The 24,802-nt window shown below is 70.2% G+C and carries 26 protein-coding genes; 15 read left to right on the plus strand and 11 right to left on the minus strand.

Translation table 11 applies throughout. The features are described 5' to 3' along the window. Positions 1-218 precede the first annotated feature (218 nt). From N1027_RS07455 to N1027_RS07465, 3 genes are read left to right on the plus strand one after another with little or no spacing between them, the layout of a single operon-like run. A complete protein-coding gene (locus N1027_RS07455; RefSeq protein ID WP_284438937.1) occupies positions 219-1,268 on the plus strand; it encodes a permease in 1,050 nt (349 codons plus the stop codon). Next, positions 1,261-2,088, plus strand: coding sequence for a TIGR03943 family putative permease subunit (locus N1027_RS07460; RefSeq protein WP_259506618.1), 828 nt, complete (start codon positions 1,261-1,263; stop codon positions 2,086-2,088). The genes N1027_RS07455 and N1027_RS07460 overlap by 8 nt, the downstream gene beginning before the upstream one ends. Continuing rightward, entirely contained in the window at positions 2,078-3,565 is a 1,488-nt protein-coding gene (locus N1027_RS07465) for a hypothetical protein (RefSeq protein WP_259506620.1), read from the plus strand. The genes N1027_RS07460 and N1027_RS07465 overlap by 11 nt, the downstream gene beginning before the upstream one ends. 3 nt (positions 3,566-3,568) lie before the next feature. Here N1027_RS07465 and N1027_RS07470 read toward each other — a convergent pair whose 3' ends face one another. The 4 genes from N1027_RS07470 to N1027_RS07485 all read right to left on the minus strand — a co-directional run bounded on the left by N1027_RS07470 (position 3,569) and on the right by N1027_RS07485 (position 7,008). After that, entirely contained in the window at positions 3,569-4,411 is an 843-nt protein-coding gene (locus N1027_RS07470; protein WP_259506621.1) for a TspO/MBR family protein, read from the minus strand. Positions 4,412-4,541: 130 nt separating this feature from the next. Continuing rightward, positions 4,542-5,288 carry a phosphotransferase gene (locus N1027_RS07475; protein ID WP_259506623.1) on the minus strand — a complete coding sequence of 249 codons (747 nt, stop codon included), beginning with the start codon at positions 5,286-5,288 and terminating at the stop codon, positions 4,542-4,544. A 224-nt stretch (positions 5,289-5,512) separates the two neighbouring features. Next, on the minus strand, positions 5,513-6,526 hold the full coding sequence (locus N1027_RS07480; RefSeq protein WP_259506625.1) for a zinc-dependent alcohol dehydrogenase: 1,014 nt from the start codon (positions 6,524-6,526) through the stop codon (positions 5,513-5,515). Positions 6,527-6,591: 65 nt separating this feature from the next. Further along, entirely contained in the window at positions 6,592-7,008 is a 417-nt protein-coding gene (locus tag N1027_RS07485; protein WP_259506626.1) for a cytochrome c oxidase subunit 4, read from the minus strand. A gap of 110 nt (positions 7,009-7,118) precedes the next feature. Here N1027_RS07485 and N1027_RS07490 point away from each other — a divergent pair, with 110 nt between their 5' ends. From N1027_RS07490 to N1027_RS07500, 3 genes are read left to right on the plus strand one after another with little or no spacing between them, the layout of a single operon-like run. Next, positions 7,119-7,574, plus strand: a complete 456-nt coding sequence (locus N1027_RS07490; protein ID WP_259506627.1) for a winged helix-turn-helix transcriptional regulator — start codon at positions 7,119-7,121, stop codon at positions 7,572-7,574. Then, positions 7,571-8,449: a zeta toxin family protein gene (locus tag N1027_RS07495; protein ID WP_259506628.1), complete on the plus strand. Its 879-nt coding sequence runs from the start codon at positions 7,571-7,573 to the stop codon at positions 8,447-8,449. Before N1027_RS07490 ends, N1027_RS07495 begins: the two co-directional genes overlap by 4 nt. Positions 8,450-8,471: 22 nt before the next feature. Then, a complete protein-coding gene (locus tag N1027_RS07500) occupies positions 8,472-9,329 on the plus strand; it encodes an SMP-30/gluconolactonase/LRE family protein (RefSeq protein ID WP_259506630.1) in 858 nt (285 codons plus the stop codon). An 8-nt stretch (positions 9,330-9,337) separates the two neighbouring features. Here N1027_RS07500 and N1027_RS07505 read toward each other — a convergent pair whose 3' ends face one another. Genes N1027_RS07505 through N1027_RS07515 form a run of 3 tightly spaced genes read right to left on the minus strand, consistent with a single transcriptional unit; the run spans position 9,338 to position 12,191 of the window. After that, positions 9,338-10,048: an SOS response-associated peptidase gene (locus N1027_RS07505; RefSeq protein ID WP_259506631.1), complete on the minus strand. Its 711-nt coding sequence runs from the start codon at positions 10,046-10,048 to the stop codon at positions 9,338-9,340. A gap of 35 nt (positions 10,049-10,083) precedes the next feature. Beyond that, a complete protein-coding gene (locus tag N1027_RS07510) occupies positions 10,084-10,920 on the minus strand; it encodes a spermidine synthase (RefSeq protein WP_259506632.1) in 837 nt (278 codons plus the stop codon). Beyond that, entirely contained in the window at positions 10,917-12,191 is a 1,275-nt protein-coding gene (locus tag N1027_RS07515; RefSeq protein ID WP_259506633.1) for a winged helix DNA-binding domain-containing protein, read from the minus strand. The genes N1027_RS07510 and N1027_RS07515 overlap by 4 nt, the downstream gene beginning before the upstream one ends. 331 nt (positions 12,192-12,522) lie before the next feature. Between N1027_RS07515 and N1027_RS07520 the strand changes: the two genes are divergently transcribed. The 5 genes from N1027_RS07520 to N1027_RS07540 all read left to right on the plus strand — a co-directional run bounded on the left by N1027_RS07520 (position 12,523) and on the right by N1027_RS07540 (position 17,299). After that, positions 12,523-13,464, plus strand: coding sequence for an NADP-dependent oxidoreductase (locus tag N1027_RS07520; protein ID WP_259506634.1), 942 nt, complete (start codon positions 12,523-12,525; stop codon positions 13,462-13,464). A gap of 124 nt (positions 13,465-13,588) precedes the next feature. Next, on the plus strand, positions 13,589-14,608 hold the full coding sequence (locus tag N1027_RS07525; protein WP_259506635.1) for an ABC transporter ATP-binding protein: 1,020 nt from the start codon (positions 13,589-13,591) through the stop codon (positions 14,606-14,608). A gap of 1 nt (position 14,609) precedes the next feature. Next, on the plus strand, positions 14,610-15,413 hold the full coding sequence (locus N1027_RS07530; protein ID WP_259506637.1) for an ABC transporter permease: 804 nt from the start codon (positions 14,610-14,612) through the stop codon (positions 15,411-15,413). Between the two features lie 51 nt (positions 15,414-15,464). Next, positions 15,465-16,640, plus strand: a complete 1,176-nt coding sequence (locus tag N1027_RS07535) for a sensor histidine kinase (protein WP_259506638.1) — start codon at positions 15,465-15,467, stop codon at positions 16,638-16,640. Beyond that, positions 16,637-17,299 (plus strand): response regulator transcription factor, encoded by a 663-nt coding sequence (locus N1027_RS07540; protein WP_259506640.1) that lies wholly within the window; start codon positions 16,637-16,639, stop codon positions 17,297-17,299. The genes N1027_RS07535 and N1027_RS07540 overlap by 4 nt, the downstream gene beginning before the upstream one ends. 34 nt (positions 17,300-17,333) lie before the next feature. Here the strand turns inward: N1027_RS07540 and N1027_RS07545 are convergent, their stop codons facing one another. From N1027_RS07545 to N1027_RS07555, 3 genes are read right to left on the minus strand one after another with little or no spacing between them, the layout of a single operon-like run. Next, on the minus strand, positions 17,334-17,843 hold the full coding sequence (locus N1027_RS07545; RefSeq protein ID WP_259506642.1) for an anthrone oxygenase family protein: 510 nt from the start codon (positions 17,841-17,843) through the stop codon (positions 17,334-17,336). A gap of 46 nt (positions 17,844-17,889) precedes the next feature. Then, positions 17,890-18,234 carry a hypothetical protein gene (locus N1027_RS07550; RefSeq protein WP_259506643.1) on the minus strand — a complete coding sequence of 115 codons (345 nt, stop codon included), beginning with the start codon at positions 18,232-18,234 and terminating at the stop codon, positions 17,890-17,892. Between the two features lie 7 nt (positions 18,235-18,241). Beyond that, positions 18,242-19,810, minus strand: a complete 1,569-nt coding sequence (locus tag N1027_RS07555) for a PspC domain-containing protein (RefSeq protein WP_259506645.1) — start codon at positions 19,808-19,810, stop codon at positions 18,242-18,244. A gap of 113 nt (positions 19,811-19,923) precedes the next feature. Here N1027_RS07555 and N1027_RS07560 point away from each other — a divergent pair, with 113 nt between their 5' ends. Genes N1027_RS07560 through N1027_RS07570 form a run of 3 tightly spaced genes read left to right on the plus strand, consistent with a single transcriptional unit; the run spans position 19,924 to position 23,154 of the window. Next, positions 19,924-21,345: an ATP-binding protein gene (locus N1027_RS07560; RefSeq protein ID WP_259506647.1), complete on the plus strand. Its 1,422-nt coding sequence runs from the start codon at positions 19,924-19,926 to the stop codon at positions 21,343-21,345. After that, complete coding sequence (locus N1027_RS07565; protein ID WP_259506649.1) at positions 21,342-21,995, plus strand: response regulator; 654 nt, start codon at positions 21,342-21,344, stop codon at positions 21,993-21,995. Before N1027_RS07560 ends, N1027_RS07565 begins: the two co-directional genes overlap by 4 nt. A 43-nt stretch (positions 21,996-22,038) precedes the next feature. Next, positions 22,039-23,154 carry a PDDEXK nuclease domain-containing protein gene (locus N1027_RS07570; protein ID WP_372499692.1) on the plus strand — a complete coding sequence of 372 codons (1,116 nt, stop codon included), beginning with the start codon at positions 22,039-22,041 and terminating at the stop codon, positions 23,152-23,154. Here N1027_RS07570 and lspA read toward each other — a convergent pair. Further along, positions 23,075-23,710: a signal peptidase II gene (lspA, locus tag N1027_RS07575; RefSeq protein WP_259506652.1), complete on the minus strand. Its 636-nt coding sequence runs from the start codon at positions 23,708-23,710 to the stop codon at positions 23,075-23,077. The two genes, N1027_RS07570 and lspA, sit on opposite strands and share 80 nt — an antisense overlap. A 59-nt stretch (positions 23,711-23,769) precedes the next feature. On the opposite strand from lspA, the gene N1027_RS07580 reads away from it, so the two are divergent. After that, positions 23,770-24,798 (plus strand): PHP domain-containing protein, encoded by a 1,029-nt coding sequence (locus N1027_RS07580; RefSeq protein WP_259506654.1) that lies wholly within the window; start codon positions 23,770-23,772, stop codon positions 24,796-24,798. Positions 24,799-24,802: the final 4 nt, after the last annotated feature.

The following is a 24,802-nucleotide window of genomic DNA, read 5'->3' on the forward strand; positions in this document are numbered from 1 at the left end:
ATACGGCCCTCCTTCGACGCTCCTCCTCCCGAAACGGACGGCGTGCGCCCGCACCGCCCTCCGCGAAGCGGGTGGCGACGGATTCGAGCAGGCCGCCGGTTGAGAACGGTTCTCATTAATTGCATGATCGGACCGTGGCGCGAGATCCGATTCACCCAGGAAGCCCCGGCTACGCTGACCTGGTGGCGGGTGAGGTGAGCGAGCGGGCTGTCGAGCGCATGGTCGGCCGCGCGCGGCCGCTCCGCGGATCCGGGCCCCGTCGGCCCTCGCGGGCCTTTGCGATCCGGGGTCTCGTAATCGGGGCGGTGATCGCATTCGCGCTTCTCGCGCTGCGCATCACGACCGCGGGCTGGAACGCGACGGCCCTGCCCGATCGGGTCCGCGATTTCGTCACGCTCTCGACCAGCGTGATCATCGAGTCGTTGCCGTTCGTGTTCCTCGGCATCCTGATCTCGATCGTGGTGCGGTTCTGGGTGCCCGACCGGTGGCTGGTGCGAGTGATGCCACGCACCCCGTGGCTGCGGCGGGTCACGATCTCGCTCGTGGGCGTGCTTCTGCCGGTGTGCGAGTGCGGCAACGTGCCCCTGGCCCGCGGCTTCATCATGAAGGGCTTCAGCGTTCCCGAGGCGATGACGTTCTTGCTCGCAGCGCCGATCCTCAACCCCGTCACGATCGTCACGACCTACCAAGCCTTCGGCTGGAACGACGGAATCCTGATCGGGCGGATCGCCGGCGGGTTCGTGATCGCGAACCTGGTGGGGTGGCTGTTCAGCCTCCATCCGCGGCCCGACCTGCTGCTGACGCCGCGTTTCGAAGCGGCCTGCCGCGTCGAGGCCGTCGAACCGGATGCCTCGCTCGCCGGCGGGGTGAAGGTGCGGCGGGCTGTGCTCGCCTTCGCCGAGGAGACCTCGACCATGCTCCCGGCCTTGATCGTCGGTTCGGCGATCGCCGGCGCCATCCAGGTCGGGCTCTCGCGGGACCTGCTGGTGGCGCTCGGCAGCAACCCGATCTGGTCGGTGCTGGCGCTGATGATCTTGGCTTTCGTGATCGCGATCTGCTCCAACGTCGACGCGTTCTTCATCCTCGCCTTCGGGTCGACCTTCCTGCCCGGGGGCGTCGTGGCGTTCCTCACTTTCGGGGCGATGATCGATGTGAAGATGATCACGCTGATGCGCACGACGTTCACCACCGGAACCCTCGTGCGGCTCGTCGCGATCGTCGCCCTGGCGAGCCTCGCTCTCGGATTCGGGGTGAACGTCGTTGCGTGACCGCCTGCTCTCCCGCTGGCGCGGGATCGTGCTCAGCCTGGTCGGAGTCGTGGCCATCGTCTGGCTGGCTGCTGCCGGTCAGCTGGTGCTCTACATCCATCCGCGCTACGTCGAATTCACGGTGATCATGGCGGTGATCGCGGGAGCGATCGTGATTGCGGCCTTCGCCGTGCTTCCCCGTGCGACGCACGATCACGACGGGCACGACCACGACGGGCACGACCACGACGGGCACGACCACGACGAGGACACCGGCCATGCCACCGGCCCCGGGCGCCGTCGACGCGAGTGGATCTGGACAGTGGTCACCGCCCTGATCGTCGTCGGCACCGTCGGCGCACTGCTCGTACTGCCTCCGGCCACGCTCACCTCGGCGACCGTCGACCAGCGCGACCTCAACGCCTCCGCCGCCCTCACCGATCAGGGCACCACCGAGGCGCCGCCCGCTGATCTCGTGGGCAGCGACACCGACTCGTTCACCGTGAAGGACTGGGCATCGCTCCTGCGCCAGGGCGCCGGCGAAGACTACTTCGCGGGCAAGACAGCCACCCTCACCGGTTTCGTGACCCCCGACCCCGACGATTCCGACAACGTGTTCTACATCGCCCGATTCGTGGTGACGTGCTGCGCCGTGGATGCCCAACCCGTCGGCGTGCCGGTCTACTTGCCCGGGTGGGCGGATGACTACGCGGTGGACAGCTGGGTCACCGCCGACGGGGGCTTCGGCGCGAACCCGAGCGTCTCGGGCTCGCAGGCGATCGTGTTCGAACCGACGCGGATCACCGCCACCGACCAGCCGGCGGAGCCGTATGTCTACTGACCGACCGGCGACCGGGCGGCGTGAGCTGCAGCATCCGCCGCCCGCCCGCCCGCGACAGAATGCGCGGAGGTGGCGTGAGTACCGCAGGGCCACCGTCGCCACCATCGCGGTGCTCGCGCTCGGCGCCGCCGGGCTCGGCTTCGCCGCTGTGCTGCGCGGCCCGAAGCTCGACTCGGCATCGGTCAATCTCTCCGCCGTCATCTCCCGCGACGCGCAGAAACTCGTGCTGCACGCCGACCAGCCGCTCGTCGGAGTGAACCCGGAGCAGGTGTCGATCACCCCCTCGGCGCCCTTCGACGTGTCCAGCGACGGCTCCGACGTCACCCTGACCTTCGCCGGCATGCTCGACTACGCCACCGACTACCGCGTTCGGGTCGACGGCGCCGAAGGGGCGTCGACGGGGCTCTCGGGTGCGCTGGACTACTCCTTCGAGACGCCTGACCCCGAGGTGTACACGCTCCTGCGCCAGGGTGGGGCGGCGGCCGCCGATCGGCCCCCCGACCAGATCTTGCGCTCGGGGGTGGCGGGCGGAGCGGATGCCCGCAGCGACGTCGTGTTCGAAGCGCCGCGCATCCAGCAATTCGCCGTGGCCGGCTCGGCGCTCGCCGCCGTGGTGGTGGGCGACGACGGCGGCACCGCGCTCGAGCTCTCGGTCGATGGCGGCGCCGCGGCCGACGTGCACACCCCGGCCGGCGGGCGCATCCAGAACCTCCACGCGTCGCCGAGCGCCCACCTCTTCGGGTTCACCGTGAACGGTGGAACAGTGGAGGGGGATGCCTCGGACCGGGTGTACCAGAACGCACTCTTCGTCGTCGATCCGTTCTCCACCTCGGGTCGTGCCGAGGAGGTGACCGGATTCTCGGGCGAGCCCCTGCGGGTCGTGGACTGGGAGTTCGTGCCCGGCACGTCGTCGCTGGTGGCGCAGGGCACGGATCAGCAGCTCTACCTGATCGATGCGCTCGCCGGCTCCGACGCCGAACCGACCCCGCTCGGCCGCCATGCGGCAATGCTGGGCTTTCTTCCCGGAGGGGTTCAGCTGATCGTCGGCGACGGTGAGACGACCTCCACCATCGACCTCGCCACCGGGGCCGAGCAGCCTCTCGACCGCTCCCTTCCCGACGTCGATCCCGCCTACTACCCGAAGAAGATCGTGACGCTCGCAGGGAGTCTCACGATCGGGCAGTACGACGACGTCGATTACAGCGAAGCGAGCCCCGTCGTGGGGTCGGTCATCGTGGCCTCGGACGCCGGTGGCTCCCGAGAGCTCTACCGCCCACCGGTGGCCGGATCGCGGGTTCGCGACTTCTGCGTGTCACCGAACGGGCAGTACTTGGCCGTGGAGACGATCCCGTCGGACGGCGTCAGTGACGGCTACGCCCTGCCCGGATACTCGGGCATGACGACGTCGCTGGTCGACATCCGCACCGGTGCGAGCACCCGCGGTGTGCCCGGGTTCCTCCCCGACTGGTGCAGCTGAGCGTCATCGGGCGGCGGGTCGAGCCCGAAGAACGGTGGCGGTGCGGATCATCACCGTCACCACCACGACCGCGATCGCCGTGGTGATGGCGACGGATGCGACGAGCGGCGACACGAGCTCGCCCGAGATGCGGGAGACGGCCACCCACACCAGTCCCCAGGCCAGGGCTGCGGACGGCGCCAGCCGCCCGCCCCCGAAGACGGCGAGGGCGAGGCCTGCGAGACCGGCGACGATCACGATGGCCGAGCCCCAGACATCCGGAGACCCGCCGAAGCCGTCGAAACCGGCGACCATCAGGGCAGAGGTGAGGTTCGCGGCGGTGGCCACGCAGACCCAGCCGAGGTAGAGCCCCACCGTGCCGTCGACCACGATCGACTCGACCCAAGATTGGCCGCGTCGGCGGGTGCGCACGACGAGCACGAAGGTCACGAGGAGGGCTGCGAGCAGCACCACGATCACGACGGCGCTGACGGCGAGCAGGCCCGCCTGCACGCTGAGAATCCAGGCCGCGTTCAGCAGCAAGGTGACGGCGATCGGGTAGCCCAGCCGGCGCTGGCGTGCGCTCGCCGTCTGACGGGGGAGGAACTGCCAGACCGCGTAGGCGAGGAGGCCTGTGTAGATGACGCTCCAGATCGAGAAGGCGGGGCCGGCGGGGGCGATGAGGGTCGCGTCGGCGCTCAGGGCTCCGCCCGCGGCATCCTGGATCGGTGTGCCGCCGGCCGCGCCCGATCCGATGAACGAGCCGATCACGGCGATCACGGCGCTCGCCGCGACCACCACCTGGCGCACACGGTCGGCCCTGATCGGGTTCGTCGTCGTCGTGGCGGCGGTCGTGGAGTCGGTCATCGCTCTCTCCTCGCGTTCAGTGCATCGCAATTCGTTCGAATTCGCTAACCAGCTTAGTTACCTTGTCGGCTAGGCGCTCGTGAACTGACGGGGCCGCTCGCTGTCTCTCCGCCGCCGTGAACGGACGCGCTCAGGTGGCGTTCCAGAGTGCGCGGTAGTAGCGCATTCGCTCGGAGTCGGGAGCGATGCCGTAGGCCTCGAGGAAAGCGGTCTCGTAGCCGGGGCCGTAGTTCCATTCCGTGCTCCAGGCCGAGACCGCGATGTCGGCCCAGCGGTCGGCGACGCCGAGCGATCCGAGGTCGACGTGGCCGGTGACGACGCCGTTCGCGTCGAGCAGGGTGTTCGGCGCGCAGGCATCGCCGTGGCAGACGACGAGGCGGTCGACGGGCGGCGCGGGATCGACCCCTGCATCGACCGAGATCTGCTCGGCCGTAAGCCGGTCGGCGACCGACCAGGAGAACGGGCAGGCGTCGACGGGGAGCGTGTCGTGGAGCATTCGGAGCCCCCGCGCGACGCCCCGCACGGCGAGCAGCTTCCGCTCGGACGAACTCTGAAACGACGCGCTCATGGCGCTGGCTCCAGGCAGACCTGCGGTGAGCATCCAGTCGCCGTCGGTGTCCGAGCCGAAGGAGAGCACGCGAGGCACGGCCGCGAAGGCGCCGGCCCACTCAAGTCGCACGCGCTCGGCGCCGAGGTCGAGGCCTGAGCCGACCGGCGCCCACTTCGCGAAGCGGCGAGAGGAGTCGGCCGCGGTGAGTTCGAAGGTCAGGCCGCCGAGCGAGTTGAGCCAGACGGCGCGGATGCGGTCGTCGCCCGCCAGCGCGCGGATCGCCGCCGGCACGGGCGGCGGCGCGGCGGGCGGCCCAGCGATCTCCACGCGGCCAGTCTGTCAGTGCGTCGGGGCGCCCAGCGTCGTTTTCGGGAGGAGGAGAAACGAACGACCCCCGTATACGACCCTCGTTGCCATCTCCTCCTCCCGAAAATGCACGCGCGCCCGAACGCTGGCGGTGGCGCCTGGGGTGGTCGCAGAGGGAGAGGGGGGCGCGGGTGCGGGGGATGCGGGCATGTGGTGGCGCGCCGGCTACCCGTGCCGCGGACGTCTTAGCGCGCCAAGTCGACCAGCACCTTCGGCGCACCCGACGACTTCATCGGCCGCGCCCCGCTGAGCGCGGCGGCCACCTCGTCGAGGCCGATGATCCGCGAGATCAAAGGGAGCGGATCGACCCGCCCACTCGCGTACGCGTCGATGGTCGCCTGGATGCCGGCCGAGCCGCCGAGGATGCCGACGACGGTCACATCCTTCCGCCCCACGACGCGCGAATCGATCAGACTCGGCTCGCCGGAGATGCCCACCAGCACGACGCGGCCCCCGGGTTCGACCACATCGACCGCGAACTGCGGCATCGAAGCGGCGTTCGTGGCGTCGATCACGGCATCCCAGGTCAGTGCAGGTAAGGCGTCCTGCGTCCAGGCGCCCGTGACGCCGAGCGATCGCGCGAGCTCGAGGGCCTCGCGGTCGCGGCCCAGCACGTGTACCTCGGCCCCCTCGGCCCGCGCGAACAGGGCGCTGAGCAGCCCGATCGTGCCGGTGCCGAGCACGAGCACCCGTGATCCTTCGTGCACCCCGGCGGTGTGCACGCTGCGCCAGGCGTTCGCCCCGGGCTCCACCATCGCTCCCAGCTCCGCGGTCACGGCGTCGGGCAGTTCGTACAACGCGGCCACGGGCACGAGCAGCCGCTCGGCAAGGGCGCCGGGCCAGTTGCCCCGCACGCCGATCTCGAACCGCTCGGCGCAGAGATGATGCCGGCCGTCGAGGCAGCGCTCGCATCGGCCGCAGCCGAGCATCGTGTCACCGGTCACCCGTTTGCCGAGCCACGCGGGGTCGACGCCTTCTCCGACCTCGATCACCCGGCCGTCCCACTCGTGGCCGAGCCGGAGGGGGAACGAGAGATCGAGTTGAGCGAGACGTGCTGGGTCTCCAGCGAACAGCGAGACGTCGGTGCCGCAGATGCCGACGTGATCGATGCCGACCACCACCTGCCCGGATCGGGGTTGGGGCGGGGTGACGTCGTCGACGGAACCGGTGGCAGCAGAGGTGACGAGGAAGGCCTTCATGCTGTCACTGTAGACACCCTGCCCTGAAGCAGGCGAGCAGGCGAGCAGGCGAGCAGACGAGCGCGTCAGCGGGCGAAGTAGCCGCGGTAGTACTCGAACACCCAGCCCACCACCGAGATGAGGAGGAAGGCAGCGCCGATGAAACAGATCCAGAATCCGACGGCGAGTCCGAGCATCAGGAGGGCGGCCGAACCCGCGAGCATGATGGGCCACCAGCTCCACGGGCTGTAGAACCCCATCTCCGGATCGCCCTCGTCGATTTCGCCGTCGAGGCGGTCTTCGGGCAGTTCGCCGTGTTCGGCGGAATGCGCCCGGGTGAGATAGAAGGCAAGGAAGATCGAAGCGATTGCGGCCAGGGAGAGCCCAACAGTGCCCGCCCATTCCACGGCACCGTTCGAGACCAGGTTCCACACGATGTAGGCGACGGCCACCACCACGAAGAACGCTGCAAGAATCCACCACAGCACAGCATTGACGCGCATGAGAATTGCCGCCTTCCCGACCACTTCGTCTGCATATCTGGCACCAAGGGTCCTCCTCCTCGGCCGCCGTGACAAGAGGGTGATACTTTTGGTATGGAAAGGTGCGTCTGATGACTCCGGAACTCCTGGCTCTGCCCGCCGTGCGGCGTGCGCTGCTGTCGCGCAGCCAGAAAGAACTCGCCGACCTCCACCTCCGGCGCGACATCCTGCGCCTCGACGACGAAGGTCTCTCGCAGCGCACCATCGCCGAACTCGTCGGTCTCTCCCAGCCCGAGGTGTCGCGGCGGCTGAAGCGCCGTCGACTCGCGTCGTTCGAGGAATCACCGCGCGAGATCATCCTGCACCGAGCGGTCGGAGACTGCACCGACGAGCAGATGATGGAGCAGTTGCTGGCGATGACGATGACCTCCTCTCCGCCGTCGGCCGGTGCTGCCCACGATGGCGGCGTGTCGGCATCCGGCAACGCGGCGCAGCTCGGGCAGGCGTTCCAGGACGGTCTGCTGACGGAGGTGGAGTACGACCAGCTGCGGGAGCGGGTGCGAACGGTCGCCACCGGGCGATCGTGAGCGCCGACGTCGTCGCAGCCGAGCTCTCGCTGCGCCTCGAACGGGCGGGACTCTCCGACCCGTGGACGGAAGCGGCCGGAGGTACGACGCGCACGCTCTTCTCCACCGACGGCGAGCTGTACGAGCCCGCGCGGTTGCGCTTCCACGACGACCTGATCGACGCCGCCCTCGCCGAGATGCAACCCGAGCAGAGCGGGCCGTTGACCGCAGTCATCACGGCCGGGCCGCCCGGTGCAGGAAAGACCACGGCGATCGCCAGCCGAGCCGACCTCGTCGGCTACCGGCACATCGACGCCGACGCCTTCAAAGACGCCTTGCTCATCGAGTCGCGCGACAGCGGACGCCTCGACGAATGGATGGCGCAGCGGCTCTCCGACGGGCGCCCCGTCTCGGTGCGTGAACTGTCCGCTTTCGTGCATGCCGAGTCGACCGCGGTGGCGAACCGGATGCGCCAACGCAGTCTCCAGCACCAGGAGAACGTGGTCATCCTGGGCACCCTCTCGAGCACCGAGCACCTCGAGACGCTGCTCGGCGACCTCGACGAGCACGGCTACGAGGCGCTCGTCGTGCTGCGAGCGGAGGTGCCGGCGGGAACCGCGGTGCGACGCTCGACCGATCGCTGGTGGACCGACCGATGCGAGGTGCGCTCCGGTCTCGGGGGGCGGTTCGTGCCGCCGCTGGTCATTCGCGAGCTGTATCCGTCGCCGTCGGCCACATCGGCGGCCTCGCGGTGCTCGGTGAATGCCGAGGCGTTGCGGCGGCGCGCGGAGGACTACGGCTGGGAGGTGACCCTGGTCGACGCGGTCGAAGTCGTGGATGAGGTCGGTGGTGCAGATGGGTCGGATGAGGCTGACGCGGCTGCCATGATGGACTGACGACACGAGGGGGAACGCGAACATGGTCAGCGCCGAGCAGGTCACCGATCCGATTGCGTTCCACGCCGAAGGGGCGGTCTGGTCAAACGCCTGGGGCGGCCTGAAATGGGTGGACATGATGCGGGGCGACGTGCTCACGCTCGGCGCCGACGGGTCGGTCGACCGGATGCCGACGGGTTCGACCGTCGCCGCGATGGTGCGCCCCCGGGTCGACGGCGGGTTCGTTGTGGTGACCGAGCGCGAGTTCACGCTCTGGGATGCCGACGGGCGCCGCGAGTGGGCCGGCGAACCCCTGTGGGAGGCGAGTGCGGGCATCCGGTTCAACGAGGGCGGATGCGACCCGGAAGGGCGGCTGCTCTGCGGATCGATGTCGTACGAGCAGACGCCCGGCGCAGGAACGGTGTGGAGGTTCGACGCGGAGCGGACGGCCGAGCGGGTGTTCGGCGACGTGACCATCTCGAACGGACTCGGCTTCACCGGTGACGACTCGCGCATGTACTACGTCGACTCGCGCACCCGGCGCATCGACGTGTTCGATTACGTCGACGGGGTGCTGCTCGATCGGCGGCCGTTCGTGCACGTGGAGGAGGGGGCCGGCGACCCCGACGGTCTCTGGGTCGATGCGGAGGACGGCGTCTGGGTGGCGCTGTACGGGGGATCAGCGGTGCACCATTACGACGCATCCGGAACGCTGACGGATGTCGTGGAGCTGCCGGTCTCGAAGATCACCTCGTGCACCTTCGGCGGGCCCGACCTCAGCACCCTCTACATCACGACCTCGCGTGAAGGGCTCGCCGATGACGAGCAGCCGCTCGCGGGCTCGGTGTTCGCCGCACCCGCCGGTGTGCGCGGCACGGTTGTGCGCCCCTTCGCGGGCTGAGCGCCCGGCTAGACCGCGATCGGCTCGATCAGCGTGGGGTCGTCTTTGGCCACCGAGGTGTCGCGCACGTTGTTCACGCGCTTCGAGACCGGGTAGGTGGTGATGGTGCTCGCCACGGCGAGCGAGGAGCGGTCGAGCATGGCCACGAGCCCCTCTTTGGCGGAGGTCTCCTCGACTTTGATCGGCTCGGTCCACGCATCCCACGTGTCCGGCGTGAGGAACACCGGCATGCGGTCGTGCACCTCGCCGGAGGCATCCGCGGCTTCGCGGGTGATGATGGTGAACGAGAGCGCCCAGCCATCGGTCTCCTTCTTCAGCTCGTAGAGCCCGGCGGCCGCCAGGATGCTCTCGGGCGCGTGGATGTAGTGCGGCTGCTTGCCGGTCGGCGTCGCCTCCCACTCGAAGTAACCGTTCATCGGCACGATGCAGCGGCGCTGGGCGAAGGCGTTGCGGAACAACCCGTTCGTGGCCACGCTTTCAAGTCGCGCGTTGATCGGCGCCGGACCGCCCTGCTTCGCCCACGCCGGTCGCAGCCCCCAGGAGGCCGAGTCGATCTCGCGCACGAGCTCGCCTTCGATGAGGCGCTCGCGCACGATCGGCGAGGTCTCGGTGGGCGCCACGTTGTACGACGGACGCCAGTCTTCGAGCTTGCCGCCTCGCGCCACGAACTCGGTGATGAGTTCATCCGTCTCGGCGCTCATCGTGAATCGGCCGCACATTGTGCACCGTCCTCTCGCTCCGGTGTTCTTCTACGCTAGTCGCCGCCACCGACACCGGGGCGGGCATCCGGGTCGGCGTCGTGCAGAGCGCGCACGAGCCGGTTGAGCGAGTCGTCTTCGCTCGAGAGCACCGCGCCCGGATGCGGGCCGGCCAGCCGCAACGAGTCCGCCTGATCGAACAGCGCGGGTGAGCGGGAGGCGAGCACCACCGCGTTGCCGGTGCGCGCATCCCGGAGCACCGACGCCGGACCGAGCACGAGCAGGTGCGGCAACACGGGCGCCAGGGCGGTCAGCTGCTCGCGCAGTGCCGGCAGCCCGTCGTCATCGGCCACGTTCACGGCGAGCACGCCCGCCGGAACCAGCAGGTCGGCGGCGCGTTCGAAGAACGCCGTGGTGCGGAGGTGAGGCGGAGTGTTGGTGCCCTGGTAGAGATCCGCCAGCACGAGGTCGGCTTGGCCGCCGAGGAACGGCGCGAGATCGGCGAGGCGCTCGAAGGCGTCTCCCGGATGCACGGCCAGATCCGTTCCCGCGGGCAACGGCAGGTGCGCGGTGACGAAGTCGACGAGGTTCACCTCGAGTTCGATGACGTGCTGCTCGGATTCGGGCCGGGTCGCCTGCACATAACGAGGCAGCGTGAGGGCGCCGGCTCCGAGGTGCACGGCGGTGATGGGCTCGCCGGGCATCCGGATGCCGTCGATCGCGTTGCCGATGCGGCGCACGTAGTCGTAGAACAGCGAGCCCGGGTCGCCGAGCGAGACGTGCGATTGCACGGTGCCGCCGATCGAGAGCACGAAGGAACCGGGCACCACCGGGTCGGGCGCGATCTCGGCGAGCGAGCCGCTCGGCTGCAGCGTGATGGAGGCGTGGGTCATGCGCGGTCTCCGTCGGGGTCGCCGGCGCCGTGGCCCTGGCCCTGGCCCTGGTTGCCGACGGTGCCGTGGTCGGCTGGTGCGGAATCCGTGATGGTCACCGGAACCCCGAGGAAGCGGCCGTAGCGGGTCACTTCGCGCACGAACCCGCGCTGCTCCGTGCTGCTCAACGCCGTGAAGGGCTCGGCGGTGACCTCGGCCTTCTTCGCCGTGACGCTTCGGCGCCAGGTGCCCACGATCTCGCCCCGCGACACGATCATGGGGAGGAACATCCCGTTGTTGCCCGGCACGATCCGGTCGGCGAACTCGGAGGGAAGGGCATGCGATCGGTCCTGGTAGCCGAGGAGGTACTCGTCGAACCCGGGGAGGGCGCGCACCCCGGGTGGGCGTCGGCGGGGAGACGGATGCGCGCCCGCCGCCGGGCGCGAACTCCCGTCGTGCCGACCCGCCGAGGCGTCTCGGTCGGCCGGGTCGCGCATCCAGAAGGTCACGCCATCGATCTCGGTCTCCGTGAGCCGGTCGCGCACGAGCGCCAGGCCGCGCTGCGCATCCGTCACCGTAGTCTTCGACCACCAGCAGAAGTCCTTCAGCGTCGCCGGCCCATGGCCCGTGAAGTAGCGCAGCACGAACTCCGCGAGCGAGTCGTCGCGGCTGGCGTGTGGGTCGCGGGCCGGCGGCGCCCACTCGTCGAGCAGCACGAGCGCCTGCTGGGTGCCTCGGGTCGGACCCCAGCAGAGCAGACCGTCGTGCGCGAGCCACCAGATGATGTGCACGCCGCGCTGGTTCTTGGTGGGGATGCCGTCGGCCTCGAGCAGAGCGAAGAACTCGTCGCGGGAGAACGAGCCGCCGCCGCGGAGCTCTGCCGCGGCGATGCGGCGGGCGCGACCGAACACGGTGTCGTCGAGCTCGAGCTGGCGGTGCCGGGCGGCGACGCCGGTGATGGTCTTCGCGGCGGTGAGCGACAGCATCCAGCGCAGGTCGTCGGGGGTGCTGAAGTGCAGGGTGCCGCGCATCGGCCAGGAGCGCACGACCTGAGCGCCGTCGAGTGCCGCCGCGACGTCGGCGCGGGTGGCACCGGGGGATCGGAGGCCGAGGGCCCAGACCGCCTGCCCGAAATCCTGAGCCTGCAGGGCGAGCAGGTGGCGGGCGACGTCGGCGATGCCGCGGCCGGCCGTGCCGGCGGGACGGGCGGGAGGCGCGATCCACTGCGTCTCGAGCCGCCGCAGCAGCAGTTCGCGGGCCGCAGTGCGGCTGCGCGTCGCCGATTTCACCATGCGCCCAGTATGCCCGCGGCCGCCGACGGCGGGCGGGTTCGTTTCGGGAGGAGCTGCGGAGAACGACGCCCTGGAGGGCCGGTCGTGCGAGTCTCCTCCTCCCGAATGGGAGGCGGGCTCCGCACTGGGAGGCGGGCTCCTGAAGGGGCGGCAACGGGGGCCGAGCCGGGTTCGTTTCGGGAGGAGCTGCGGAGAACGACGCCCTGGAGGGCCGGTCGTGCGAGCCTCCTCCTCCCGAAGAGCGACCCGGGCGACCGTGGACAGCCGCGGGCCGGGCGAGCAGAGTGGAGGCAGGCGCACGTGACGCGCGCCGACCCGACGGGAGGATGACATGTCGACGATGCGAGCACTCCGAGCGCACACCCGCGGCGGCCCCGAGACCCTGGTGTTCGAGTCCGCCCCCGTGCCGGTGGCGGGGCCGGGCGAGATCCTCGTCGAGGTGCACGCCGCCGCCATCACCTTCGCGGAGCTCACCTGGGACGAGACGTGGCAGCACGCCGACGGCACCGACCGCACCCCGATCATCCCCTCGCACGAGTTCTCCGGCGTGGTGGGCGGCCTCGGCGAAGGCGTGACGGAGTTCGCGGTCGGCGACGAGGTCTACGGCCGCATCAGCTTCACCCGCGATGGAGCAGCAGCCGACTACGTCGTGATGGGGGTGGCGGATGCCGCGATCCGCCCGCACTCCATCAGTCACGCCGAGAGCGCCGCACTTCCCCTCGCGGCGCTCACCGCGTGGCAGGCACTCGTCGACCACGCCCGCGTGCAGCCCGGCGAGCACGTGCTGGTGCGCGGTGCCTCGGGCGGCGTGGGTGTCTACGCGGTGCAGTTGGCGCGCATCCTCGGAGCCACCGTCAGCGCCACCGCGCGGGGCAGCGACCTCGGTCTGGTGCTCGACCTCGGCGCCGATCTGGTCATCGACTACGCCAACGCCACCGACGACAACGTTCTGGAGCCCGCGGATGTCGTGATCGACACCGTCGGAGGCCCCAGCTTGGCGCGAGCGTTCGAGCTCGTGAAGCCCGGCGGGCGACTCGTGACCTTGACGGCTCCGCCGCTCCCCGAGCTGACGGACGGGCGGGATGTGACGGCGACGTTCTTCGTGGTCGGTGCCGATCCTGCGGAGCTGCGACGCCTCGCCGAACTGGTCGACGACGGGAGCCTCCGGCCGATCGTGGCCCAGACCTTCCCGCTCGCCGAGGGCCGCGCGGCGTTCGAGGAGGGCCCGCGGCTGCACAAGCCCGGCAAGACGGTGCTCGTCGTGCGCCCCTGAGCCTCCCCGCGATCGCACACCGCAGCTTCCGAACGCCGTCCGTGATCCGCATGTGACGGATGTCATGCCCGGCCGGTGACGCTTGTGTGCGAGAGGCCGCGCATCCGCTCGCCAGACTGGGACCATGAACGAATCACAGGCTCCGACGACGGCACCGGCCGGCCGCGCCGCTCCATCTGGAGCGCAACGCGACGCGCTCGCGATCGACGCCCGCGGCCTCATCAAGCACTTCGGCTCGGTGCGCGCCGTGAACGGTGTCGACCTGCGGGTGCGCCCGGGCGAGATCGTCGCGTTCCTCGGCCCGAACGGCGCCGGCAAAACGACGACCATCGACATGCTCCTCGGACTCTCCAAGCCCGACGGCGGCACCGTCGAGGTTTACGGCAACACGCCGCGCGGAGCGATCGCGCGCGGCCTCGTGTCGGCGGTGCTGCAGACAGGTGGCCTGTTGAAGGACATCACGGTGCGCGACACCGTGCGCCTCACGGCGAGCCTGTTCAGCGACACCCGACCGGTCGACGAGGTGCTCGAGCGGGCCGGCATCCTGGGCATCGGTGATCGGATGGTGGGCAAGTGCTCCGGCGGCCAGCAGCAACGGCTGCGATTCGCCATGGCCTTGCTGCCCGACCCAGGACTGCTCATCCTCGACGAACCCACCACGGGCATGGACGTCGAAGGCCGCCGCGACTTCTGGTCGGCCATCCGCGCCGATGCCGCCCGCGGACGCACCGTCGTCTTCGCCACCCACTACCTCGACGAGGCCGACGCCTACGCCGACCGCATCATCCTGCTGCGGCAGGGGCGCATCGTGGCCGACGGCACGAGCGCCGAGATCAAGAACCTCGCCTCCGGCCGCACCGTGCGGGCTACTCTGACGCGGCCGGATCACGTGGCGCTCGCCGCGATCCCGGGGGTGACGAGCGTCGATGTGCGCAGCGAAGGGGTGCTGGTCGCCACCAGCGATTCGGATGCGGTGGCCCGCTACCTGCTGACCCAGACGGATGCGCGCGACCTCGAGATCACCTCGCACAACCTCGAAGACGCGTTCATCGCGCTGACCGGAACCGCCGGGGCGGCCGCGACGCCGGCCGGAGCGAGCTCCACCGCATCCGTCTCCCCCTCGGCTCCTCGAACGGAGAACTGACATGACTCTCGTCACACCCACCGCGCGCGAACGCACCGTGCCTCCCCTCGGCGGCTTCAACCTCACCCTGCTCGGCATCGAGCTGAAGCGCCGACTGGCCAACCGCCGCACGCTGATCTTCACGCTCGCCCTGCCGATCGTGCTCTACATCGTGATCGGTGTTCCGCAGCTGAACACGCCCCTCTCCACCACCCCGGTGGCGCAGGGCGGCGTGTCGGTGGCCGCCTACATCATGGTGTCGATGGCGGTCTACGGATCGATGTTCTCCTCGGCGGCTGCGGGCGGAGCGGTCGCGATCGAGCGCTCGATGGGCTGGAGCCGCCAGCTACGACTCACCCCGCTCAATCCGATCGCCAACATCGCGACGAAGATCATCGCCGGTCTCATGCTCGGCTTCATCTCGGTGCTCGGCGCCTTTCTCGCCGGCGCGATCAGCGGGGTGCAACTCGACTGGCAACAGTGGCTCGCCTGCGGGCTCATCGCGTGGCTCACCTCGGTGATCTTCACCGCGCTGGGTCTCCTGCTCGGCTACCTGGTGCCGAGCGAGAACGTGATGCAGTTCCTCGGCCCGATCCTCGGATTCCTGGCGATCTTCGGCGGGCTGTTCGTGCCGCTGTCGAACTTCCCGGTGATCATGCAGGACATCGGGGTGTGGCTGCCGGTCTACGGGGTCGGTGAGCTCTCCCGCGCTCCGCTCACCGGGTCGGGATTCGACCTGCTCGGGCTCGGCAACGTCATCCTCTGGCTGGTCATCTTCAGCGTCGGCGCGGCGCTCGCGTTCCGGCGCGACACCAAGCGGGTCTGAGTCGGCGGAGTGCTCGAATCAGTGTCAGGACCGCGGATTATGCTCGGCGCCATGACCAGCGACACCCGGCGAACGGATCTCGCCCGTGTGCGGGCGCTGATCGTGTCACGCAAGGCGCGCAAGTGGTATGTGGGCTCCGGGCTGGCGCTGGTCTGGCTGGTGGCCGTCGTGGTGACCATCGCCGAGCGGCCCGAGCCCGATGCGCTGCGCTGGATCGGCATCGCCCAGACCGCGGTCTTCGGGGCGGTCTTCATGCTTGCGCCGCCTGTCTCCTGGGCGCTGCCGGCGCGATACAAACTGGTGCCGGCGCTGGTGCTGTTCGCGCTCACCTTCACCGTGCTGCCGACGCTCGGCTGGAACATCGCCGTGTTCTGGACCTATGTGGGAGTGGCAGCGGGGATGAGCGGAATCGGTCCGCGACTCCTGGTCGCGTTCGTGCTGCTGCTGGCGGGGCTCGCACTCGTCGCCGAATATCAGGTCGACCCCGGCAGCGGCTCGGTCTGGGCCATCCCTGCCATCACCGTGTCGGTGTCGCTCCTGATGGGGGCGTTCCGACGGCAGATCGAGCTGATCGACCAGTTGCGCTCGACGCAGGCGGAGCTCGCGGGGCTCGCCGTGCAGGAGGAGCGGTCGCGAGTGGCCCGCGACATCCACGACATCCTGGGGCACTCGTTGACGGTCATCACGGTGAAGGCCGAGCTGGCCGGCCGGTTGCTCGACGTCGATCCGGCGCGGGCGAAGGGCGAGATCCTCGAACTGGAGGGGTTGGCGCGGGGTGCGCTCGGCGACGTGCGGGCGACGGTGAGCGGATACCGCGGGGTGAGCATCGTGTCGGAGCTCGCCGGAGCACGGGCGGCGCTCGAATCGGCCGGCATCGCGGCGCAACTGCCGGGAAGCGCCGACGTGGTGCCGGCCGGCGATCGAGAGCTGTTCGGCTGGGTGGTGCGCGAAGGCGTCACCAATGTGGTTCGGCACTCGGGCGCGCAGCACGTGCGGGTGTCGCTGGGGTCGGATTTCGTGGAAGTGGCCGACGACGGATGCGGGCCGTCCGTCGGTGCTGCCGGCGGCGGTTCGGAAAGCCACGGCGACAGCGGGTACGGTGACGCGATCGGCGGGCCACCCGGCAACGGCATCCTGGGTCTGACCGAACGCGCGCAGGCAGCCGGAGCAACGCTACGCATCAGTCGCTCGCCCGAGGGCGGCTACCTCTTGCGGGTGGCGCGATGACGGGCACGGCCGGTGCGGCGACCGGTGCCGGTGGTGACGTTGGCGGTTCGCGCATCCGTCTTCTCGTGGCTGACGACCAGGCCCTCGTTCGCGGGGCGCTCGCCGCGTTGCTCGGGCTCGAGCCCGACATCGAGGTCGTGGCCGAGGCGGGAACGGGGCGCGAGGCGGTCGACCTCGCCATCGCCCGGCAGGCGGATGTCGCCATGCTCGACGTCGAGATGCCCGAACTCGACGGGATCTCGGCGGCAGCGGAGCTGCGGGAGGCGTTGCCCGGGTGCCGGGTGCTGATGGTGACCACTTTCGGTCGTCCGGGCTATGTGCGGCGCGCGCTGCAGGCCGGTGCCACCGGTTTCGTGGTGAAAGACACGCCGGCTCGGGCGCTCGCGGCCGCGGTGCGGGATGTCGCGCGCGGCATCCGGGTGATCGATCCGGTGCTCGCGGCCGAGACGCTGACGAGTGGTGACAGTCCGCTCACCGAGCGGGAGGAGCAAGTGCTCGCGGTGGCGCGCACGGGCGGAACCATCGCCGACATCTCCCGGAGCCTCCACCTCAGTGAAGGCACCGTGCGCAACTACCTCTCGAGCGCGATGGGCAAGGCGGGGGCGCGCACGCGGGCCGAAGCGGTGCGCATAGCGGAGTCGAACGGCTGGCTGCTGTAGCGGGGCGACTCGCAGGGCCGGCCGCGTGCTGCACTCAGAGGGTCGACGCGAGCCCGGCCGCGATGCCGAACAGCACGGCGGCGATCACGCCGGCCAGGGCGCGCACGTGGTTGCCGCGGGTCCACTCGGTGAGATACGTGCTCCACTCGGGCACGGCATCCGTCGACCCGGCGTCGAGCCGATCGATCGCGTTGTTGCGCGGCACGTGGAACCCAACGGTCAGACCGATCACCCCCACGAGGTAGACGGCTTCGCCTGCGACCGCCCACCACAGTGCTGGTCCGGCGGGGGTGACGACGAGAAGGATGCACGCGGCGAGCCCCGCGAGCAGGGTGCCGAACAGGGTGATCATGAGGGGCGGGCGCACGGCGGTGCGGTTGATGGCCTGCATGACGGCGAGGCCGGCAGACGGGGTGGTGTCGCCGAGCGCGCGCATCACGAACCCGGAGAACGCGAAGAAGACGCCCCCCACGACGGCGGCGCCGAGCGCGCTGGCGCCGGTCACGGCGACGACCGCGACGACGGCGGCGAGTGGTTCGGTCATGCTGCCATTGTGGTCCCAGCTCCCGTCGATTGAGAAGCCCGCCCCCTCAGCGCCGGAAGGCGGCCACGATTCCTACCGCCACGAGGGCGACTCCCGCGGCGATGACAGCGATGAAGGCCCAGAGGTAGCGGTCGGCGTCGACTCCGGGGCCGAATTGAGCGAGCGCGACGAAGCCGCAGAGCGCCAGGAGCAGCATGCCCCAGACGATCGTGCCGAACTGCGCCGGGCGGGGGCGCTTCGCCGCATCGGCCGGAGGGGCAGGCGCCGCAGTGGGCGTCGCAGTGGCCGTCGGAGGTGCTGTCGACGTCGTCGAGGCGGGCGCCGCTGTGGTCGGGGCGGTGGGCGGAGTCCGGTCGGCCTCAGCGCCCTCGACGTTCAGGTTGTCGGTCATGATGTCCCTACCTTTCGTTCTCGGGCACGAGGGTGACGCTGCCGGCGAGCATCCAGATGCGGATCACGGGAATCCCCGCGGCCTTCGCGTCGGCGACGCGGTCGGCATCCGATCCTGCGGGGATCCCCGCGGGCGAACCGGATGCCGGGAACAGCCGGTCGTCGTCGATCAGCACCCCGCTGCGTTCGGTGCCGAGCGTCGAGCTGACGGTGCCGGCGAACACGTGCGATTCCACCACGACCGGCACACCCTCCGGCAGCAGCACTTCGGCCTGGCCGGCGCCGAGCCACACGTCGACGGTGTCGTCGGGCGACCGGGTGGTGAGATCCTGAGCGTCCACGACGCTCTTGCCGGCGATGACGAGGTAGCTGTCCGCGCCGTCGGCCACCCCGCGGCTCACATCGATGTTCTGCGTTCCGAACGGCTGCACGTCGGTGCCGGCCGGCAGCACCCCGGTGAAGAGCACCACGATCGCGAGCAGGAAGGCGAAGGGTCCGAGTCCCCCGCTCGTACGACCCCGGATGCCCGCGATCACGATGCCGACCGCGATCACGACGAGCGCTGCGATCGAGATCACCAGCACGAGCTTGCCGTCGGGCACGACCGCGCCGTACGCGATTCCCACCACGGCTGCTGCCACGAGGGCGATGCCGAGCACGACCGAGGAGAACGCCGCACCGGCGCCGTGGGGGCGCGGATGCGCGGCGTGCCAGGCTGCGGTGCGGGCGCGCGACGCCTCTCGCGCCTGCTCGTGCCGCTCGCGGTTCCAGCCGTGATCGGTGCTGCCCTGATGGGTCCAGGCCGCATGCGACGACCACGAATCGGCGGGCGGCACGGATGTCGCGGAGGCGGACGCGAACCCGGACGCGGGTTCGGCGGAGGCGGCACCCGCGTCGGGCACCGAACCCACTGGAGACGTCGCGGCATCCGGTGCCGTCGTGGAGGTGGGAGATCCGGGTGCCGTCGGGGCGCTCGCCGTCGCCGCCGCCGCGTTCGCAGAGCCAGCGGCCGGGTAGCCGGCGGGTGCAGCGAAGGGGCTGCCCGCATCCGCACTGCCGGCGCCGCCCCAGCCTGCCCCGGGTCCTCGCGGAACGCTTCGGGCGATGACGACGGTGAGCCAGATCGCGCCGGCGATCAGTGCCAGCACCCAGAGTGTGCGCAACGTGATCTCGAGCCAGTCCGGCATGCCCCAGATGTGCGGCGCCCCGTCGAACCAGATGCCGCGCATGAACGGCAGGAAGGTGAGGATGGCGGCGATACCGATGAAGATCATGGGATAGGTGAACTGACCGTGCACGGCACGTTCGGCGTGGATGTTCCCGCGTGAGTCGGGAAGCAGAGCCCAGCCCACGGCGTAAGCGAGAAAGATCGGGCCGCCGAGGATCGCGATGACGATCGCGATCCCGCGCACGAGCCGCACGTCGAGCCCCGTGCGGGCAGCGATGCCGGAGCAGACGCCGGCGACCCAGGCATCGTCGCGGCGCGTGACGCCGAGGCTGCGGAGCCAGGCGAAGAACGAGGCGCCCACCGGTTGCGGCGGCGCGGGAGGAGTGGGGGGAGGAGTTGACGACGACATGCTTCGATTCTGGCGACGGCGTCGCCGCGCCGATATCGGGGATGACCCTGATTCGACCCTGAGATCCGTCCCCGAGAGTGTGGTGAGGGTGCGCGACCTGCTTGGATGCTGGAATGGAGACCACCGCCACGATCGTGCGCCCGCGCCTACGCGTGGTGGGCGGCGTGTGTGCGGGCGTCGCGGATCACCTCGGCGCGCCGGTGGCGGTGGTGCGCACGGTCGCCGTGCTGCTGGCGCTCTGCGGAGGGGCGGGCATCCTGCTCTACGCCTGGCTGTGGGCGACCACGCCGGTGGCGGATGCGGCGCGCGAGCCCCGCATGCGGGAGAGCCTCACGACTCCGGCCGGGTCACGCGGGCAGGCCGACGGTCACCGGGCGGAGCAGCTGAGGCGCGCGCCCGTCACCGAGATTCTCCTGGGGCTCGCGCTCATCGGCGCAGGGGGCGCGCTCGTCGCGAGCAGCCTCGGGGTCGAGGTGCCGCTCGCGGTCGTCATCCCCGGAATCGTGGTGCTCGCGGGCGTCGCACTCGCCTGGCGCCAGTTCGCCGATCTGCGAGCGGGCACCACCACCTCCGGGCCGACGCTCGTGGTGCGGTCGCTCGGCGCTCTCGTGCTCGTGGCCACGGGCATCCTGCTCTTCTTCATCACGGGCGAGACACCCAACGTGTGGACCGTGGTGGTCGCGGCCGTCTCGGTGCTGCTCGGTGTCGCGCTGGTGGCGCTGCCCTGGGTGGTGCGGCTCGCCCGCGACCTCGGGGCGGAGCGGGCCGCACTGGAGCGCGCGGCGGAGCGCGCCGAGATCGCGGCGCACCTGCATGACTCCGTGTTGCAGACGCTCGCGCTCATCCAGCAGAAGGCGGGAGCCCAGAGTGAGGCCGCCCGGCTCGCGCGGGCCCAGGAGCGGGAGCTGCGCGACTGGCTCTTCGACACCGCCCCGGCAGACGACCGCGATCTGGCGAGCGAGCTGCGCCGGCTGGCCGCCATGATCGAGGAGAACAACGCCGTGCGGTTCGAGATCGTGACCGTGGGGGCATCCGTTCCGGCGCCCGAGAGCCTGCTCGCTGCGGGGCGCGAGGCGATGCTCAACGCTGCGCGGCACGCGGGCGGCGACGTCTCGATCTTTCTCGAAGTGGGCCCGGAACGGATCGAGCTCATCGTGACCGACCGCGGGCCGGGCATGAGCCTCGACGCCATCCCGGCTGACCGGCTCGGCGTGCGCGAGTCGATCATCGGGCGACTCAAGCGTGCCGGTGGCACGGCGGTCATCGGCGCCGGACGGGGAGGCGCGGGAACCGAGGTGCGGCTGAGCCTCCCCGTCGCCGCGGCCAACACGCCGATGCAGGGCGCAGGTCTGGTCGGGTCGGAGGCCTCCGCGACGCCTTCGCCCGCGGCATCCGCTTCCGCCTCGCCCGGCGGCCCGGCGCCCGCCGAGCCATCCGACGTCGCGGCCTCCGGGGCTTCCGAGCCCCCCGCCACGCCCGCCGCCCCCACCCCCGCGCGCTCCGCGATCGCCGAACGAGAGACCGAAGAACCATGACCGACCTGCGCATCGCCATCGTCGACGACCACTCGATCTTTCGCTCGGGCCTCCGCGCAGAGCTCGACCCGACACTGCTCGTGGTGGGCGAGGCGGCCACCGTCGACGACGCCATCGCACTCGTCGGGGCGACACGGCCGCGGGTCGTGCTGCTCGACGTGCACCTGCCCGGCGGACACGGCGGCGGTGGGGCCGAGGTCATCCAGCGCTCGGCCGCATCGTCGCCCGAGACCCTCTTTCTCGCGCTGAGCGTCTCGGATGCCGCCGACGACGTCGTGCGTGTCATCCGCGCCGGCGCGCGCGGCTACATCACCAAGAGTTCTTCGGGAGCCGAGGTCTCGGATGCGGCCCGTCGCGTGGCCGATGGCGACGCGGTGTTCTCGCCCCGGCTCGCGGGCTTCGTGCTCGACGCCTTCGGAGCGGCGGCGGGCGAGACGGCGGCCACGCACGACGAGCTCGACCGGCTCTCGCAGCGCGAGCAGGAGGTCATGCGCCTCATCGCGCGCGGCTACGCCTATCGCGAGGTGGCGACCGAGCTCTACATCTCGGTGAAGACGGTCGAGACGCATGTGTCGGCCGTGCTGCGCAAACTCCAGCTCTCGAACCGCCACGAGCTCACGGCCTGGGCGCTGGAGCGCAAGCTGCTCTGATGCAGGATCTGAGCATTGCTCGATATCGATCTATGATCGTACCGTGGCAGATTCGACCGTTCTCGAACCAGGTGACTACGCATCGACCCTGATGGAGCTGAAGGAGCGAGTTCGTTCTGCCCGATTCTCCATCCGTCGCCGCGTCAACACTGAGATGATCGAACTCTACTGGTCGATCGGGGCAACCATCCTCGCTCGTACATCGTGGGGTAATGCTGTCGTCGGGAAGTTGGCTAAAGATCTTCGCGCTGAATTCCCGTCGATGAAGGGGTTCTCACGGTCGAATCTCTTCTACATGCGAGCTTTTGCTCAGGCCTGGCCAGAGCTGGGAGCGAACCTCCAGCAAAAAGTCCAGCACGCTGCTGGACTTTTGCCGTGGGGCCATCTGATGGTCATCCTCGACAAGTTAGAGACCCATGACGACCGAAACTGGTACGCCGAGCGCGCCGCCGAGTTCGGCTGGTCGAGAAATGTGCTCCTCAATCAGATCATGAATCGCACGCGAGAACGAGTGGGAGCGTCACCGTCGAACTTCGACGCGCGCCTGGGCCCTGCAGGCTCCGACCTCGCCAGCCAACTTTCCAAAGACCCTTTCGTCTTCGACTTCCTCGACCTCACTCATGTCGTCGCTGAACGCGAACTCGAGCAGGCCCTCACCGACCGCATTGTCGACACCCTTCGCGAGCTGGGCGCCGGATACGCCTTTGTGGGGAGGCAGGTGCATTTCGACGTGGGTGGCGACGACTTCTCTCTCGACCTTCTGTTCTTCCACGTCGAGCAGCTGAGATATGTGGTCGTCGAGTTGAAGACAGGCAGATTCCAGCCTGAGTTCGCGGGCCAGCTCGGCTTCTACGTTGCCTTGGTCGACGATCGGCTGCGGCGGCCGTCGCACGCCGCGTCGGTAGGCATCCTCGTCTGCGGCGGCCGAAACGACCAGACCGTCCGGTACGCCCTGAGCGGCACCACCGCGCCGATGGCAGTGTCGACGTACACGTACGAGGCGCTGCCTGCCGCCGAGCAGGCTGCTCTGCCGGATGTCCGTCAACTGCTCGATGCACTCGGTGGAGTCGGTGGGGAGCTCAGGCCTGGGGCGAAGACGACGACGAAGGCGCAGGAGCGGGGTCGGGCGCCGCTTCCGGAGCCGCGGGGCGCATCCTGAGGCCGAGGAACGACAGCACCAGGATGAGCACGGCTCCGGCGAAGATGGCCACGTCGGCGATGTTGCCGATGAACCAGTTGCCGTAGGCGATGAAGTCGACCACGTGGCCCACGCCGAAGCCGGGCGCACGGAACAGGCGGTCGGCGAGGTGGGTGACGGCGCCGCCGAGCAGCAGTCCCCAGGCCACCGACCAGGCGCGGGACCGCGTGCGGTAGGCGATGACGCCCACCGCCACGGCTGCCAGGGCGGCGAGCACGGCGAAGATCCAGGTGAACTGCTCGCCGATCGAGAACGCGGCGCCGGGGTTGTAGATGAGCTGCAGTCCGAGCAGGTCGCCGAGCAGCGGGGTGCGCTCTGTGGTGAGCTCCGTCTCGGCCCACAGCTTCGTGAGCTGGTCGGCGGCGATGGTCGCGACCGCGATGACGGCCGAGATCAGGGGCGCCCAGCGGGTGAACGTCTGGCGGCGAGACCGCACCGAGGCGGCCGGAGCGGGCGCATCGGCGGGGTGGGCGGGGTCGGTCGGGCGCTCGGCGGGATCGGGTGGGGCGTCGGACATGCCCCAATCCTCTCAGCCCTGACCGAGTGGCGCGCCCAGCTGGTGGGTAGGGTCGGAGCATGCACCCGCTGGACGCCCTGAACGAGACCGCGTTCCTGCTCGAACGCGAGCTCGCCCCCGGCTTCAAGGTCAAAGCCTTCCGGCGGGCGGCGGCCGTGGTGGGGGAATGGACGCCCGACGAGCTGGCGGCACGCGCATCCGATGGCCGGCTGAAGGCCACGAAGGGCATCGGATCGCGCACTTTCGAGATCATCACCCAGGCACTGGCGGGCCGCGTTCCCGACTACCTCGCCGACCTGCGGGAGCGCACGGCGTCGACGCTGCCGGCCGACGTCGCCGAGCTCCGTGGCCGGTTGCTCGGCGATCTGCACGCGCACAGCGACTGGTCTGACGGCACCACCGACATCCCGAGCATGGTCGCCGCCGCCCGCTTTCTCGGGCACCGTTACCTCGCTCTCACCGACCATTCGCCGAGTCTCACGGTCGCCAACGGGCTCTCGCCCGAACGTCTCGAAGAAGAGCTCGACGTCGTCGCCGGGCTGAACGATTCCGACGTCACCGGCCCCGACTTCACGCTGCTCACGGGAATCGAGGTCGACATCCTGGAAGACGGCACCCTCGACCAGGAGACAGCCCTGCTCGAGCGGCTCGACGTGGTGGTGGCCAGTGTGCACTCGAAGCTGCGCGCCGATTCGGCGACGATGACGAAACGCATGCTCGCCGCCGTCGACGACCCCCGCACCGACGTTCTCGGGCACTGCACCGGGCGACTGGTCGAGGGGTCGCGAGGCACGCGGCCTCCATCGGAATTCGATGCCGCAGCGGTCTTCGCGGCCTGCGCGGCGAACGACGTCGCGGTCGAGATCAACTCGCGGCCGGAGCGGCAGGACCCGCCCGACGACCTCATCCAGCTGGCCCTGGATTCCGGATGCCTCTTCAGCATCGACTCGGATGCGCATGCCCCCGGGCACCTGGCCTTCCTCGACCTCGGTGCAGCGCGCGCTGTGGCGGCCGGTGTGCCCCCCGAGCGGATCGTGACGACGTGGGAGCTCCCGCGCCTCCAGGAGTGGGCGGGCCGGCGGGCGTAGGGTC

Origin of the sequence: Herbiconiux aconitum, assembly GCF_024979235.1 — a bacterium.
Classification (GTDB): domain Bacteria; phylum Actinomycetota; class Actinomycetes; order Actinomycetales; family Microbacteriaceae; genus Herbiconiux; species Herbiconiux aconitum.